Source organism: Pseudomonas asiatica (assembly GCF_009932335.1).
Lineage (GTDB): Bacteria > Pseudomonadota > Gammaproteobacteria > Pseudomonadales > Pseudomonadaceae > Aquipseudomonas > Aquipseudomonas asiatica.
Window position 1 is genome coordinate 4,115,169 of the sequence record NZ_BLJF01000001.1, and the last position, 14,180, is coordinate 4,129,348.

Genomic DNA, 14,180 nt, shown 5'->3' on the forward strand with positions numbered 1-14,180 from the left:
CAATTTCTGCTTGCGAAGCAATCAACATTGCCATTACTGTATATAGATACAGCAAATCGAAACGCAACCAGCAAAAGGCATAGAGGTGATGAATGGCCGTCGAAGTGGTGTACCGCAGCAGCCGCGACCCGGAGCGCTTGTTCATGGATAAGGCCGAAGCAGACCGTCACGACAAGATGCTCGAACTGGCCGAGCGCCTGGCCGAAGTACTGCACAAGGCAGTGCCCTCGCTGAGCGAGAAACAGGTCGAGGAAGCCGGTATCTACATGGCCAAAAACCGCGATGTGTTCGCCCGGGCGTTCAAGAGCCAGCCGGATGCGCTGGCCGAGTTGCTCGAAGCGCCAGCGGCCGAGTAATTGCCTGCACTGGCCTCATCGCCAGCAAGCTCCACGGGGGTACATGGCTTGCTCCATTGCTCAGGTCACCTCATTACCCTGTAGGAGCAGCCTTGTGCTGCGAAGAGGGTAGTTGAGCAACAGATATTCTTCGGCAGTAATGGCCTCTTCGCAGCGCAAGGCTGCTCCTACAAGTCGGCGCGACAGGGGTGGGCGCTGGCTTGCCGGCGATAGGGCCAGTGCAAGAACACAAATTACATCAGCCGTAGAGCAACCGCTCCGCCAACATCTGCGCCACCCGCGCCGGCGAGCGCTTCTCTGCCTGTGCATGGCCAAACACTTCGGTCAGCCGTGAAGGTATCCGCGCCAGGTGCGCGGTGATGGTGCCCAGGTCTTCGCCACGATGGGTAAGTGCCACGTAGATCAACCCACCGGCATTGATCACGTAATCGGGCGCATACAGTATCCCGCGCGACTCCAACTGGTCGGCTACCTGCAAGGTGGTCAGCTGGTTGTTCGCCGCCCCCGCCACGGCCGCACAACGCAACTGCATCACGCTCTGCCCGTTCAACACCGGCCCCACACCGCAAGGGGCAAAGATGTCGCAAGGGGTGCTGATCAACGCATCGTTGGTCACCGGATGGGCATTGAACTGCTCCACCGCCAGCCGCACTCGTCCAGGGTCCAGATCGCTCACCAGCAGGTCCGCCCCTGCCGCATGCAGCTGCTCCGCCAGCGCATAACCGACATTGCCCAGCCCTTGCACCGCAACCCGCAGCCCTTGCAGGTCATCACTGCCAAGGCGGAACGAAGTGGTGGCACGAATGCCAGCAAAAACCCCCATCGCCGCATGCGGTGAGGGGTCACCCGAGGCCGTGGTGCTGGTCACATGCGGTGTGCTCTGGGCAATGCAGTCCATGTCCAGGGTCGAGGTGCCGCTGTCCACGGCGATGATGAAGCGCCCTTGCAAGGTGTCGATGAAGCGGCCAAAGGCCTCGAACAGCGCGGCACGGTTTTCCACATGCGGGTTGCGCATGATCACCGCCTTGCCGCCCCCCAATGGCAGGCCAGCCAGCGCCGCCTTGTAGCTCATACCCTGGGCAAGGCGAATGGCGTCTGTCATGGCGCTTTCATCATCGGCATAAGGCAGGTAGCGGCAACCGCCCATGGCGGGGCCCAACTGCTCGCTGTGGATCACCACCACAGCCTTCAGGCCGGTAGGCGGATCGGTGAACAAGTGCAGCGACTGGGTACGGGTGCTTTGCATCAGCGCGAACATCGACAGGCTCCCCTACGAGGTGCTCTTTCCAGTATAGGCACGGCCCTTGGGCTGGTAGCGCCGCCGGACCACTGGACGAAACCGCGCGCCACGGCTAATACTCAAACGTGTGTGGAGAAGCCCCATGAAGCCACGTCAAGCCTGCCTGGCCTGCCTGGAACGCGAGCCCGTCGCCCTGCTGGAAGCCGCATTATGGATTGCCGCCGAGCACGACCGAAGCGTCGAGCCCGCGGCCAGCCTTGCCAAGCTGCATGACCTGCAGCGTGAGATAAGCACCAATCTGCCGATGCTGCCGCTGTGCGAACTGGCACAGCCACTGCTGCGCCAACTCAATGCCCTGGGCTTCCAGCAGGATGAATATCACCCGCTGCGCCCGCATGCCGCGATGATGGACAAGGTGCTGCAACGCCGCCGTGGCCAACCACTGACACTTGCCATCCTCGCCCTGGAACTGGCCCGGCGTCTGTCCATACCCCTTGAGGGCGTAGGCTTCCCTGGCCATTTCCTGCTGCGCGTGCCGGGTGCCGATCACCTGCTTGACCCCTGTGGCGGCCGGCGTCTCTACCCCAACGACTGCCGTGAGCTGCTGGCTCGCCAGTTCGGCCCGCATGTAGCGCTGACTGCCGAACACATGCGCAGTGCCAGCCCGCTGCAGATGCTGCAACGCCTGTCACGCAACCTGCGCCAGTTGCATATAAGCAACGACAACCACCTGGCGGCACTGATCGATGCCGAGCGGGTCATGCAACTGGGCCCGGTGCAGGTCAGCGACTATGTGACTCGCGCTTCGCTATACCAGCATCTGGATTGCCCGCAGGCCGAGCGCTTTGATCTGGAGCATGCGTTATTGCTGACAGAGGACCCGGTCCAGCGCCTGAAGCTTTCCGAACGTATCGGCAAGCTTCCGGCGGCGAACCGTTCCATTCACTGAGCCGGGCTGTCCGGCTGCAGGGCGGGGTGGGCCTGGGCGAACGCCGCGTGCTCGGCCGCAAGGGCGGCAACCCGAAGGATGCGCGGGAAACTGTCGAGGTCGATGTTGAAGCGTTCGGCCGCGTACAACTGCGGGATCAGATAGACATCCGCCAGGCCCGGCTCATCGCCGAAGCAGAAGCCATGATCGCCTATCAGTTGCTCAACTGCCGCCAGCCCTTGGCTGATCCAGTGACCAATCCACTGGTTGACCTGGCTTTCGTCCTGGCCGGCCTGGCGCAGCCGGTTGAGCACGCTTACGTTGTGCAGCGGGTGGATGTCGCAGCCGATGATCGCCGCCACGCCCCGTACCTTGGCGCGCGCCTCGGCCGCAGAAGGCAGCAGCGCGGGCTGTGGATAAACCTCCTCCAGGTACTCGATGATCGCCGGCGACTGCACCAGCAGCTCACCGCCATCGGTGCGCAAGGCCGGCACGCGGCCCTGCGGGTTGACCGCGACATAGCCCGAACCGCGCTGCTCACCCTGCAACAGGTTGACCGGCACGGACTGGTAGGCCAGCCCCTTCAGCGCCAGGGCAATGCGCACCCGGTAGGACGAGGTGGAACGGTAATAGGTGTACAGCTCCATGCCCGTGCCTCCTCAGTTGGCCGCGATGACCGTGCCGCGGCATTCACCGAAACCGATGCTGGCCACGCCATCACGCACGCAGCGGGCACGCAGGATGATCTCGTCGCCGTCTTCGAGGAACTTGCGCACCTCGCCACTGGCCAGTTCCACCGGGTGCTTGCCCCCTTCGGTTATCTCCAGCAGGCTGCCGAACGAACCTGGAGTGGCGCCCGACAGCGTGCCCGAACCGAACAGGTCGCCCGGTTGCAACTGGCAGCCGTTGACGCTGTGGTGCGCGACCAGCTGCGCCACGGTCCAGTACATGCTGCGGGTGTTGCTCAGGGTCAGGCGGTGCGGGGCAAGATCCTGCTCGCGCATGCGCTCGGTCAGCAGCAGTACCTCAAGCTCGATATCGAATGCACCAGCGGCCTGGTCGCGCTTGTCCAGCAGGTACGAAAGTGGCTGCGGGTCGCCTTCCGGGCGTGAGGGCTGGGCACAACGGAACGGCTCAAGCGCTTCGGCGGTAACTACCCAAGGCGAGATGGTGGTGATGAAGCTCTTGGACAGGAACGGCCCCAGCGGCTGGTATTCCCAGGCCTGGATATCGCGCGCCGACCAGTCGTTGAGCAGGCACAGGCCAGCCACGTGCTCGGCGGCATCGCCTACCGGGATCGCCTGACCAATGTCGTTGCCCTGGCCGATCCAGATACCCAGCTCCAGCTCGTAGTCCAGGCGCGCGCAGGGGCCGAAGCTTGGCTCGGTGTGCCCGGCCGGCAGCGTCTGGCCCTTGGGCCGGCGCACATCGGTGCCGGACGGGCGGATGGTCGAGGCACGGCCGTGATAACCGATCGGCACGTACTTGTAGTTGGGCAGCAGCGGGTTGTCGGGGCGGAACAGCTTGCCCACGTTCTTGGCGTGCTCGATGCCCACGTAGAAGTCGGTGTAGTCACCGATCTGCGCCGGTACATGCAGCTGGCAGGCGCTGGCCGGGTACAGGGCGGCCTGCAGTGCCGCCTTATGTTCACTGTGTTCGCCCAGCAGCACCAGCAGGCGCTCGCGCAGGGCGACGCGGGCACCGCGGCCGAGGGCGAAGAATGCGTTCAAGACCCCACCACGGGTGGCCTCGACCGCGGCCTTGGCGGCACCGTCGAACAGGCCTGCGGCCAGCACCGCCTCCAGGTCGAGGATCGCGTCGCCGATGGCCACGCCACAGCGCTTGGCTTCACCCGGCCGGCTGAAGATGCCCAACGGCAGGTTCTGCAGCGGGAAGTCGCTGTGCCCGTTGGCGTGCTCGACCCAGCTACGGGCAATGGCGGTCTGATTCATGGGTTATCTCCGGTTCGGGTTGAAGGTGCTCGGCAAGGTGGCCCAGCAACTATCGTAGTCGGCCTGCAACTGCGGGCATTCAAGGGCTTGCAGGCTCGGGCGCAGCACCTGGCTGGTCTCGAACATGAAGGCCATGGTGTTGTCGATCTTGTGCGGTGCCAGGTCGGCAGCAATAGCCTTTTCGCAGGTTTCGGCGTCGGGGCCATGGGCGCTCATAACCCCGTGCAGCGAGGCGCCACCCGGCAGGAAGCCCTCGGCCTTGGCGTCGTAGGCACCATTGATCAGGCCCATGAACTCGTTCATCAGGTTGCGGTGGAACCATGGTGGACGGAAGGTGTTCTCGGCCACCATCCAGCGTGGCGGGAAGATCACGAAGTCCATGTTGGCCATGCCATGCACGCTGGTCGGCGAGGTCAGCACAGTGAAGATCGACGGGTCCGGGTGGTCGAAGCTGACCGTACCGATGGTGTTGAAGCGACGCAGGTCGTACTTGTACGGCACGTTGCTGCCATGCCAGGCGACCACGTCCAGTGGCGAGTGCTGCAGTTCGCAGGCCCAATGTTCGCCCAGGAACTTCTGCACCAGCTGCACCGGGCCATCGGCCTCTTCGTAGCGCGCCACAGGGGTGAGGAAGTCGCGCGGGTTGGCCAGCCCGTTGCTGCCGATCGGGCCCAGGTCCGGGATGCGCAGCGGCGCGCCGTGGTTTTCGGCGATATAGCCGCGGGCCTCGCCGTCGAGCAGTTCCACCCGAAACTTCATGCCACGCGGGATGACCGCGATTTCCAGCGGCTCGACTTCCATCACCCCCAGTTCGGTGGCAATGCGCAGGCGGCCCTGTTGCGGCACCAGCAGTAGTTCACCGTCGGCGTTGAAGAACACCCGCTCCATCGACCGGTTGGCGCGGTAGATGTAGATGCTCACGCCGGCCGGTTTTTCCGCAGCGGCGTTGGCCACCATGGGCAGCCAGCCCTCGATGAAATCGGTCGGTTCGACGGGGATCGGCTGGGGGTTCCAGCGCAGGCGGTTGGGGGTGATGGCCCCCAGCGGGCCGGTCAGCGGCTGGCGCGCCAGGCGCTCGAAACGGGGATGCAAGGCAGATGGGCGAATACGGTACAGCCACGTGCGGCGCAGTTCGCTGCGGGTCATGGTGAACGCCGTCCCCGAGAGCAGCTCGGCGTACAGCCCATAGGGCGCCTTCTGCGGCGAGTTCTGCCCGACCGGCAAGGCCCCTGGCAGCGCTTCGCTGGCAAACTCGTTGCCGAAGCCGCTGAGGTAGTGAAGGTCGGGTGACGTATCGCGATTCATCGATGCCTCCGGGCTCTGGCCGAGCCGTTGCTGGCAGCTGGCTGCTGGCCCGGGGCGGGGTGGCAGCGCGTCTGCATTGTTTTTATCGTAATCAGATTACGAATAACGTAATTTGCTACGGGCAATGCGTCAAGCTATAAAGGCGCGACTCGAAGAATCCGGAAGAAGATGTCCATGGCAAAAGCCAGCTCCCCCGCCGACAACGGCAAGCAGAAAGTCCGCTCGGCGGAGGTCGGCACCGACATCCTGAAGGCTCTTGCCGAGCTCTCCCCGTCCACCTCCCTGTCGCGTCTGGCGGAACATGTGCAGATGCCAGCGAGCAAGGTGCACCGTTACCTGCAGGCGTTGATCGCCAGCGGTTTTGCCGAACAGGATGCGGCCACCAACCATTACGCCCTGGGGCGCGAGGCTCTTCGGGTAGGGCTGGCGGCGCTGGGCAGCATCGATGTGCTGAAGATTGCCGCGCTGCCATTGTCACAGCTGCGCGATGAACTGAACGAGAGCTGCTTCGTTGCCGTATGGGGCAACCAGGGCGCGACAGTGGTCAGCATCGAGCCGGCAGTACGCGCGGTCACGGTGGTAACGCAGATCGGCTCGGTTCTGCCGCTGCTCACTTCGTCCACCGGGCTGGTGTTCGCCGCCTATCTTCCCCAGCGCGAGACCGTGGAATTGCGTGACCGGGAACTGGCCGCCCTGCAGCACAGCGCCGCCGACTACCAGGCAGTACTGGCGGGCATTCGTGAACGTGGCCTGCACCATGTGCACGGGCTGTTGATGCCGGGCGTGGATGCGCTGTCGGCCCCGGTGTTCAATGCCATGGGGCAGATCGCCGCGGTGATGACGGTGGTCGGGCCGACCTCGATCTTCCATGCCGACGAGCATGGTCCGGCGGCGCAACGGTTGCTGGCAGCAGCACGGGAAACCAGCTGGCGCATGGGCTATTCGCCCGCCAACTGAGCGCCTTCGGCACTATTGCCCGATACGTAAAGGTGAATGTCATAAGCGGCTATTTTTCCTGCAGGATCAGGCGCTTATTCTTACCTCACTGGCCGGCATGAAGGGCTCTCCCCCCCGCCTTTCAGGCCTGCGAGGTTCACCGACGTAGATTTTGAAGCTCCTTGATCTGACGTCTCGATTGGCCGCTGCGGCTTGCAGCGGCCTTTTTTATTTGCCCTGAAAATTTCCGTCGCCTGTGCTGGCCTCTTCGCGGGCTGGCCCGCTCCCACAGGGATATCACCAAGCCTGAGGGCAGTGATATCCCTGTGGGAGCGGGCAAGCCCGCGAAGAGGCCAGCACAGGTAGTACAAAGCTCAGCCCAGCGGATACTTCTGCAAGTTCGCCATCATCTGCTGCAACGCCTGCAAGCTGTCCTGTGGGTGCACTGCCCCGTCGAAGTCGCCAATCCGTGCCCAGTTCTCCGCCACCTGCTCCGGAGTAAAGCCTTCACGCGGATCGAAGCCTACCCCCAGGCTGCGCTCCCAACGCACCTTGCCCACCCAACCGCCACCCACTTCGAACAGCTCACCACTGCCCTGGCACTGCTCGCTGCCCAAATACACCACCAGCGGGCTGACCAGCTCAGGCTTGAGCCGCTCGAACACCTGGGGCGGGATCAACCCTTCGGTCATGCGGGTGCCACCCGTGGGGGCGATGGCGTTGACCAGGATGCCGTGCTTGCGCCCTTCGATCGCCAGGGTACGTGTCAGCCCATACAGGCCCAGTTTGGCCATGCCGTAATTGGCCTGGCCGAAGTTGCCGTAGATGCCGGACGTGGAAGCGGTGAAGATCACCCGCCCCCAGTTCTGCTCGCGCAGGTGCGGCCAGGCGGCGCGGGTGACCTTGTAAGCCCCCTCGACATGCACCTGATACACCTGCTCCCAGTCGCTGTCTTCCATCTTGTGGAAGGTTTTGTCACGCAGGATGCCGGCATTGTTCACCAGCACATCGACCCGGCCGAAGCTGTCCAGGGCCTGCTCGACAATACGCGCGCCGTGGCTGACCGAATCATGGTTGGCAATGGCACTGCCCCCGGCAGCGCGGATCTCCTCTACTACCCGGTCGGCGGCGGAGGCGCTGGCACCTTCACCGTGGGTGGACCCGCCGAGGTCGTTGACCACCACCCGCGCACCACGGGCAGCGAACAGCAGCGCATGGGCACGGCCCAGGCCGCCCCCGGCTCCGGTGACTATCACCACGCGATCTTGCAGACAGACAGGCTCGCTCATGCTCATGGCTCCAGGCAGGTTCAGGTAGGCCGAGTGTCCGCCGCCAGCGGCGGGCGGACAATCAAGCTCACGCAGGCTGAATGCCTGGCAATAACGCAGCACGATGGTTATGGGGCCGCTTTGCGGCCCATCGCCGGCAAGCCAGCTCCCACACCAACCGCGCCGGCCTCCAGGCATGCGCTGTACCTGTGGGAGCCGCCTTGCCGGCGATGAGGCCCTGTCAGGACCACGCCACTTTCTGCTGGAAACAGCTCAGCGGTTGTTCACGAAAGGCCAGGTAATGGCGTAGCACCTGCACCGGCGCTTCGGTATGCGGGTAATGGCCGATGCCCTGCAACTGCACGGTGTCCGGCTCCGGCACCAGTTGCCGGTAGCGCTCCACCATGTGTGCGCCGGAAAGCGGGTCGTCCACGCCATTGATGAAACGCAGCGGCACGCCTTCGTGCTGCATCGCGCCAACCCAGCGGTCCCGGTGCAACCTGCGCTCTGGCATATAACCCACCAGCTTGTGCAGGATGCGCGTGCCACGGTTGGCGGCTATCAGGCTCCAGAAGTCATCCAGCGCACTTTCACTAGGGTGGGTGCAAGGGCCGTAGACCTGGGTCACGTTGCGCACCAGGTCGTCGCGACCGAACGAGCGCCCTACCAGCCAGCCCAGGCGGCTGAGCAACAGCTTCTGTACCAGCAGCATGCGGCAGCTTTCGGGGAACAGCCCGCTGTTGAGGAACACGCAGCTGGCAATGCTGGCGCGCTGTTCATGATGCCGCGCCAGCATTTCCTGGGCCACACTGCCGCCGTAGTCATGGGCCAACAGATGCACCGGCTGGTCGACCTTCAGCTCGGCGAGCAAAGCCTGCTGCAGGTCGGCCTGCTCCATCAGGCTATACACGTGATCGACCGGTTTGGCCGAATCGCCAAAGCCGAGCATGTCACAGGCGATAACCCGGAAGCGCTGGGCCAAAGGCCCCCAAAGGTAGTGCCAATCCCAGCTGGCGGTGGGGAAACCGTGCAACAGAAGCAGGGGCTCTCCTTGCCCTGCGGTCCAGTAACGGATGCTCTGGCCCCGGAAGCTGAAACTCTGTCCCCGGGTACGCCAGACGCACAATGGAATTTCGGCCATGGGCATCAGAACGGTCCCGGTGAAGTGGTGTTGGCGGAATAGAGCAAGGCTGCGGTCATTGCATGTCACCTCGGCACTTACATGTGCTCTCTATGTCGAGGCTGAGTCTAGCCAGCAGCCCATGGGCTGGAACTTGCGTTGCCAGCCAGCTTGATGACTTGGCGAGTCAGTGGCACGAACGGTCAGAGCAGCACAGCCAGCAGCGGTGCCGCGAACAGGTTCAACAGCCCGGTCAGGACCATGACCAGGCCGGCCACCGAACCCTCCTCCCGGCCTACCTCCTGTGCCCGGCTGACACCGGCACCATGGGCGCCCACACCGAACAGCGCGCCCCGCGCCAGCGGCGTGCGCAACGGCAACCAGCGCAGTAGCACGCCGCCGAGCATGGCGCCCAGTACGCCGGTGAACATCACGAACACCGCCGTGAGCTCCGGTACGCCACCCAGGTCATGGGCCAGTGGCATGGCAAAGGGCGTGGTGATAGAACGCGGCACCAGCGACAGGCTGGTCGCGCTGTCCAGCGCCAACATATGAGCCAACCCCCAGGAACTGGCGATCGAAGCGCTACTACCGGCGACCATACCCATCATCAGTGCCGGCCAGTGGCGCGCCAGCATGGCCCGTTGCTGCCAGATCGGCACCGCAAATGCCACGGTCACCGGGCCAAGCACACTCATCAGCCAGTGGGTGTTGCGGGCGTACTCGGCATAAGCGGTGTGCAGCGGCACGGCCACCGCCAGCAACAGTACCGGCACCAGGATCAGCGGCGACAGCAGGTAGCGCCCGCTGCGCCGGTACAGCCAGCGGCTGCCCAGGTACGCCAGCAAGGTCAGGGCCAGCCAGAACAGCGGCATGGGTTCAAGGCTCATGGCGCAACCTCCAGCGGCACACCAGTTCCACAGTCAACGCGGTCACCACCATTACCGTCAGGGTGCTCACGGCAATCACCAGCAGGATGCGCCAGCCCTCGTCACGGATCAGAGCGCCATAATCGAGCAGGCTCATCAGCGCCGGAATGAAGAACAGCAGCATCTCAGCCATCAGCCAGCCTGCGCCCAGTTGCAGCATGGCTGGCTTGAGCACACCTGAGGCAAACAGCAACAGCAGCAATGCCAAGCCCATCACTCCGCCAGGAATCGGCCAGCCCAACCAAGTGGCAAGCTGGCCACCGAGCAGGAACAGAGCACAGAGGATCGCCAGCTCGACGAGCAGGCGCAGGGCTTTTTTCAACAACGCAGGTTTCATGGGGGGGTCCTCTACAGGCCCTCATTTTAAGTTTTGGCTGCCTAGGCCAGAAGCGAATTGTTAGACTGAACAACATTCCAGAATGGAATTGTGATCATGGAATTCAAACAGCTGCGCAGCTTTATCGAAGTGGTCCACCGCGGCGGTTTTACCCAGGCCGCGCAGACCCTGCACATCAGCCAGTCGGCGGTGAGCAAGCAGGTGGCTCAGTTGGAGCAAGATGTGGGCCAGCCGCTGCTGGAGCGCCAGGCCTCGCAGTTGCACCTGACCGCTGCCGGGCGCATCGTCCTGGAGCGCGGCGAAGCCTTGCTGCGTCAACGTCAGGCATTGCTCGGCGAACTGGACGACCTCAGCCAGATGAGCCGCGGCGAACTGCGGCTGGGCCTGCCGATGCTGGGCAGCGACGCGCTGTTCGCCGGGTTGTTCGCCGAATATCGGCGGCGTCACCCGAACATTGCAATCCACTTGCTAGAAGGTGGCAGTCGCAGCATCGAACAGGCGGTCAGAAGTGGCGAACTGGAACTGGGAGGCAGCCTGACGCCCAGTGACGAGGCGTTCGACTACCAGCCGTTCTGCAACGAGCCAATGGATGCACTGTTGCCTGCCGGGCACGAGCTGGCAGGCCAGGAAGCGGTAGATCTGTGGCAGCTGGCCGATACCCCGTTCCTGCTTTACCAACGCAGCTTCGTGCTCAATGACCGGCTGCTGAAGGCGTGCCAGCAGCAGGGTTTTACCCCCAAGGAAGGCGGTCGCAGTGGCCAGGCGGATTTCCTCACGGCGCTGGCAGCGGCGGGCCAGGGTGTGGTGTTGCTGCCCCGTGTGGTGGCGAAAGCGCTGGGGCGCCCCGGTGTGGTGCGCCTGCCCCTTCGCTCACCGGCGGATTTGCGTTGGGATATCGCGTTCATCTGGCGGCGCGGGGCGTATCTGTCACGGGCGGCGCAGGCGTGGTTGTCTTTACTACGCAAACATCACGGCTGACGCGATCCCTGTAGGAGCGGCCTTGTGTCGCGAAAGGGCTGCAAAGCAGCCCCAGCAATATCTGCTGCGCTGCCGAATCCAGGGGCTGCTTTGCAGCCCTTTCGCGACACAAGGCCGCTCCTACAAGGGCTCGCGTGAAGCCTCGAGTCAGGCCTTCAGTGCTTGAACAAGCTCAGCCAACCAAGGCTCTGCATCCGCCTCCGGAGTCACCGTCTCGCTGGCATCCAGGCGCAACATCGGTTGCACTTCGCGCACGCCCAGTTCGGCAAAAAGTTCGCGCATCTGCTCGCCACCACCGCAATAGGTATCGCCATAACTGCTGTCGCCCAAGGCAATCACCGCACCCGGCAGACCACGCCAGGCCGCAGGCAGGGTATCGCGAATGCTGCAATACAACGGCATGAGGTTGTCCGGCAGTTCGCCCATGCCAGTGGTCGAGGTCACGGCCAGCAAGGCGTCGGGGGCGAAACCTTCAAGGTCCTGCAAGGTGGCGCGCGCCGCATGCCAGGCCTCCAGGCCCGCAGCCTTGAGCAGCGATTCAGCGTGACGGGCGACTTCTTCGGCGGTGCCGTAGACCGATCCGGAAATAATGGCGACTTTCATCGGGTAGTGGATTCCGAAACTGAGTGAAAACGTAGGATACTAGCATCCGGCGCTGGCAAAAGGCCGCCTCTACCAAAGTCACCATCCTAAGCCCTGCTTCGCACCCTTGTTTATTCAATGGCCCGAACATGATCAACGCGCAACTACTGCAATCCATGGTCGATGCGTCCAATGACGGCATCGTGGTCGCCGAACAGGAAGGCGACGACACCATCCTCATCTACGTGAACGCGGCCTTCGAACGCCTGACCGGCTACAGCCGTGACGAAATCCTCTACCAGGATTGCCGCTTCCTGCAGGCCGACGACCGCGACCAGCTTGGCCGCGCCCGCATCCGCAAGGCCCTGGCCGAAGGCCGACCGTGCCGCGAAGTGCTGCGCAACTACCGCAAGGATGGCAGCGCTTTCTGGAACGAACTGTCGATCACCCCGGTAAGGCACGACGCCGAACAGCGCACCTACTTCATCGGTATCCAGAAAGACGTCACTCGCCAGGTCGAACTGGAGCGGGAACTGGCGCAACTGCGCGTTCGTCGGAAACCCGACGAACGCACCTGAACCAAGTACGCCACGCACGGTCAATCCCGTTGAAGAAATCGCCATCGAGTTCGATCATGCAAGCAGAAGCGCTCCTGACCCAGGACGAGCTGGATTTCATACAGAACATGCAGCATTCGCCGCAGTTGAACCTGGCCGACCCCATGTCGAGCCTGCTGGTCAATGGCGACCGCCGCATCCAGAGCTTGCTCACCCGCTTGGTGGCCAACGAGCAGGTAACCCTGCAGGCCCAGTTCAACAACCAGCAAATCAGCTTCCCGCTGCAACTGGTGGAAGACGAGTTCCACGCCCTGCACCTGCAACTGGGCTCACCGGAAATCTACGAGGACGGCCCCATGCTGCGCCCCTGGCGCCTGTCGATGGAGAAGCCGAGCGCACTGCTCGATGCCCATGGGCAGGAAACTGGCCTGTGGGTTCGCGAGATCTCGTTCAAGGGTACATTGCTGGAAGTCCGTGGCCTGCCAGCGGCACCAGCCCACTTCGAATTGCGCTTCGCCCCTGATGGCATCCCCCCCATCGAACTGCATGGCGTGCTGGGCCGGCGCATCGGCCCGGACCTGGCAGCCTACGACCTCAGCCAAAGCCCGGCCGAAGAGATCGAACGCCTGCGCGACTACATCCTCCAGGCCCATCGCCGGGCCCACCCCGAGCTACACACTCAGGTATCGAACTGACCGGCCAGAAACTGCCGCAAACGCTGGCGCATCACGCTACCCTGCGCACCCAGGCAAGCGATCGGGCTGCCAGCCAGGCTGTCCTGTGCCAGTTCCGCCGCTTCACCCGCCAGTAACAACGGGCACTCCAGCCCAGCCACCAGGCGCGTCAGCCGCCGTGTGAGCTCCGTCGTGGGCGGCTGATGGGAAAACAGCACCAGGGCATCCGGTTTCAGGCGTTCGCAGACCAGTGCCAGTTCTGCCAGCGGCTGCGCGCTCGCCAGTGGCGTCACGCCAACTTCATCGCAGCCCAAGGTCAGGCTGGTCACCAGCAAATCCAACTCGTGGCACTGCCCCGGCAATGGCGCCAGCAGCACCATGCGGCTGCGCGGCGCGCGGGCGAGTTGCAAGCGGGTATACACCCGGCCACGCAGGAACTGATCGAGGAACAGCCACTCGCTGGCCTGCCCGTAGCCGCCCTGACCGGCCGCCAGGTCATGCCACACAGGCATGAACACTTCACTGAATACCTGGTCCAGGGTGCAGGCGGCAAATACCTCGTCGAACAGGCGGTCCAGGCCGACAAGGTCAAAACGTTGTAACGCCTGGCGAATTTGCTGCTGCCAGCGCCCCCATGCGCCAGTCGCGACACCTGCCTGCCCGGCACGGGCATGGTCGCGCGCGAGGATGCTGGCAACCTTGCTTACCGCAACGCCGCGCTCCAGCCAGCCAAGGATGCGGCGGATGTCATCGATGTCGGCCTGGGAATACAGGCGGTGGCCGCTGTCGGTGCGGGTAGGCTGGATCAGACCGTGGCGGCGCTCCCAGGCGCGCAAGGTCACGGCATTGACGCCAGTCAGGCGGGAAACCTCACGGATCGGAAACAGGTCCTGCGCGAGGCCCGCATCGATTACCGGATTCAGTCCCTGTTCGTTCATCTGCACGGGGTTCCCTGTGTGTCCAAGTTGAACACCTAGTCTACTACGGCAATACCAGGCGCTGGGGCGCAACCGTTTGC

Annotated in this window: 16 protein-coding genes; 6 read left to right on the top strand and 10 right to left on the bottom strand. The window is 63.8% G+C overall.

Annotated features, from left to right (window positions below; all coding sequences use genetic code 11):
* Positions 1–92: 92 nt before the first annotated feature.
* A complete protein-coding gene (locus GYA95_RS19065; protein ID WP_003260692.1) occupies positions 93–356 on the top strand; it encodes a YebG family protein in 264 nt (87 codons plus the stop codon).
* A gap of 238 nt (positions 357–594) precedes the next feature.
* Here GYA95_RS19065 and GYA95_RS19070 read toward each other — a convergent pair whose 3' ends face one another.
* The gene (locus GYA95_RS19070) at positions 595–1,614 is read right to left on the bottom strand and encodes a Leu/Phe/Val dehydrogenase (RefSeq protein WP_015271770.1); all 1,020 of its coding nucleotides are present in this window, start codon (positions 1,612–1,614) and stop codon (positions 595–597) included.
* Positions 1,615–1,738: 124 nt separating this feature from the next.
* Between GYA95_RS19070 and GYA95_RS19075 the strand changes: the two genes are divergently transcribed.
* Positions 1,739–2,545, top strand: a complete 807-nt coding sequence (locus GYA95_RS19075; protein WP_013974185.1) for a SirB1 family protein — start codon at positions 1,739–1,741, stop codon at positions 2,543–2,545.
* On the opposite strand, the gene maiA is transcribed toward GYA95_RS19075, so the two are convergent.
* The 3 genes from maiA to hmgA are packed head-to-tail and all read right to left on the bottom strand — an operon-like array spanning position 2,539 to position 5,781.
* A complete protein-coding gene (gene maiA / locus GYA95_RS19080) occupies positions 2,539–3,171 on the bottom strand; it encodes a maleylacetoacetate isomerase (RefSeq protein ID WP_015271771.1) in 633 nt (210 codons plus the stop codon). The genes GYA95_RS19075 and maiA overlap by 7 nt on opposite strands.
* 12 nt (positions 3,172–3,183) lie before the next feature.
* The gene (gene fahA / locus GYA95_RS19085; protein WP_015271772.1) at positions 3,184–4,476 is read right to left on the bottom strand and encodes a fumarylacetoacetase; all 1,293 of its coding nucleotides are present in this window, start codon (positions 4,474–4,476) and stop codon (positions 3,184–3,186) included.
* Between the two features lie 3 nt (positions 4,477–4,479).
* Complete coding sequence (gene hmgA, locus GYA95_RS19090) at positions 4,480–5,781, bottom strand: homogentisate 1,2-dioxygenase (RefSeq protein ID WP_015271773.1); 1,302 nt, start codon at positions 5,779–5,781, stop codon at positions 4,480–4,482.
* A 174-nt stretch (positions 5,782–5,955) separates the two neighbouring features.
* On the opposite strand from hmgA, the gene GYA95_RS19095 reads away from it, so the two are divergent.
* On the top strand, positions 5,956–6,738 hold the full coding sequence (locus GYA95_RS19095) for an IclR family transcriptional regulator (RefSeq protein WP_015271774.1): 783 nt from the start codon (positions 5,956–5,958) through the stop codon (positions 6,736–6,738).
* 353 nt (positions 6,739–7,091) lie between these two features.
* Here the strand turns inward: GYA95_RS19095 and GYA95_RS19100 are convergent, their stop codons facing one another.
* From GYA95_RS19100 to GYA95_RS19115, 4 genes are all read right to left on the bottom strand, one after another.
* On the bottom strand, positions 7,092–8,006 hold the full coding sequence (locus GYA95_RS19100; RefSeq protein ID WP_015271775.1) for an SDR family oxidoreductase: 915 nt from the start codon (positions 8,004–8,006) through the stop codon (positions 7,092–7,094).
* A gap of 220 nt (positions 8,007–8,226) precedes the next feature.
* Complete coding sequence (locus GYA95_RS19105) at positions 8,227–9,132, bottom strand: alpha/beta fold hydrolase (protein ID WP_039613040.1); 906 nt, start codon at positions 9,130–9,132, stop codon at positions 8,227–8,229.
* A 176-nt stretch (positions 9,133–9,308) separates the two neighbouring features.
* Positions 9,309–9,995, bottom strand: a complete 687-nt coding sequence (locus GYA95_RS19110) for an LrgB family protein (RefSeq protein ID WP_015271777.1) — start codon at positions 9,993–9,995, stop codon at positions 9,309–9,311.
* On the bottom strand, positions 9,985–10,371 hold the full coding sequence (locus GYA95_RS19115; protein WP_015271778.1) for a CidA/LrgA family protein: 387 nt from the start codon (positions 10,369–10,371) through the stop codon (positions 9,985–9,987). Before GYA95_RS19115 ends, GYA95_RS19110 begins: the two co-directional genes overlap by 11 nt.
* Positions 10,372–10,467: 96 nt before the next feature.
* Here GYA95_RS19115 and GYA95_RS19120 point away from each other — a divergent pair, with 96 nt between their 5' ends.
* Positions 10,468–11,349, top strand: coding sequence for a LysR family transcriptional regulator (locus GYA95_RS19120; protein WP_015271779.1), 882 nt, complete (start codon positions 10,468–10,470; stop codon positions 11,347–11,349).
* Between the two features lie 147 nt (positions 11,350–11,496).
* Here the strand turns inward: GYA95_RS19120 and GYA95_RS19125 are convergent, their stop codons facing one another.
* A complete protein-coding gene (locus GYA95_RS19125; protein WP_015271780.1) occupies positions 11,497–11,952 on the bottom strand; it encodes a flavodoxin in 456 nt (151 codons plus the stop codon).
* A gap of 128 nt (positions 11,953–12,080) precedes the next feature.
* Here GYA95_RS19125 and GYA95_RS19130 point away from each other — a divergent pair, with 128 nt between their 5' ends.
* A complete protein-coding gene (locus GYA95_RS19130; protein WP_015271781.1) occupies positions 12,081–12,509 on the top strand; it encodes a PAS domain S-box protein in 429 nt (142 codons plus the stop codon).
* A gap of 56 nt (positions 12,510–12,565) precedes the next feature.
* Positions 12,566–13,183 carry a hypothetical protein gene (locus GYA95_RS19135; RefSeq protein WP_015271782.1) on the top strand — a complete coding sequence of 206 codons (618 nt, stop codon included), beginning with the start codon at positions 12,566–12,568 and terminating at the stop codon, positions 13,181–13,183.
* Here the strand turns inward: GYA95_RS19135 and GYA95_RS19140 are convergent.
* A complete protein-coding gene (locus GYA95_RS19140; protein ID WP_015271783.1) occupies positions 13,168–14,100 on the bottom strand; it encodes a MerR family transcriptional regulator in 933 nt (310 codons plus the stop codon). The genes GYA95_RS19135 and GYA95_RS19140 overlap by 16 nt on opposite strands.
* Positions 14,101–14,180: the final 80 nt, after the last annotated feature.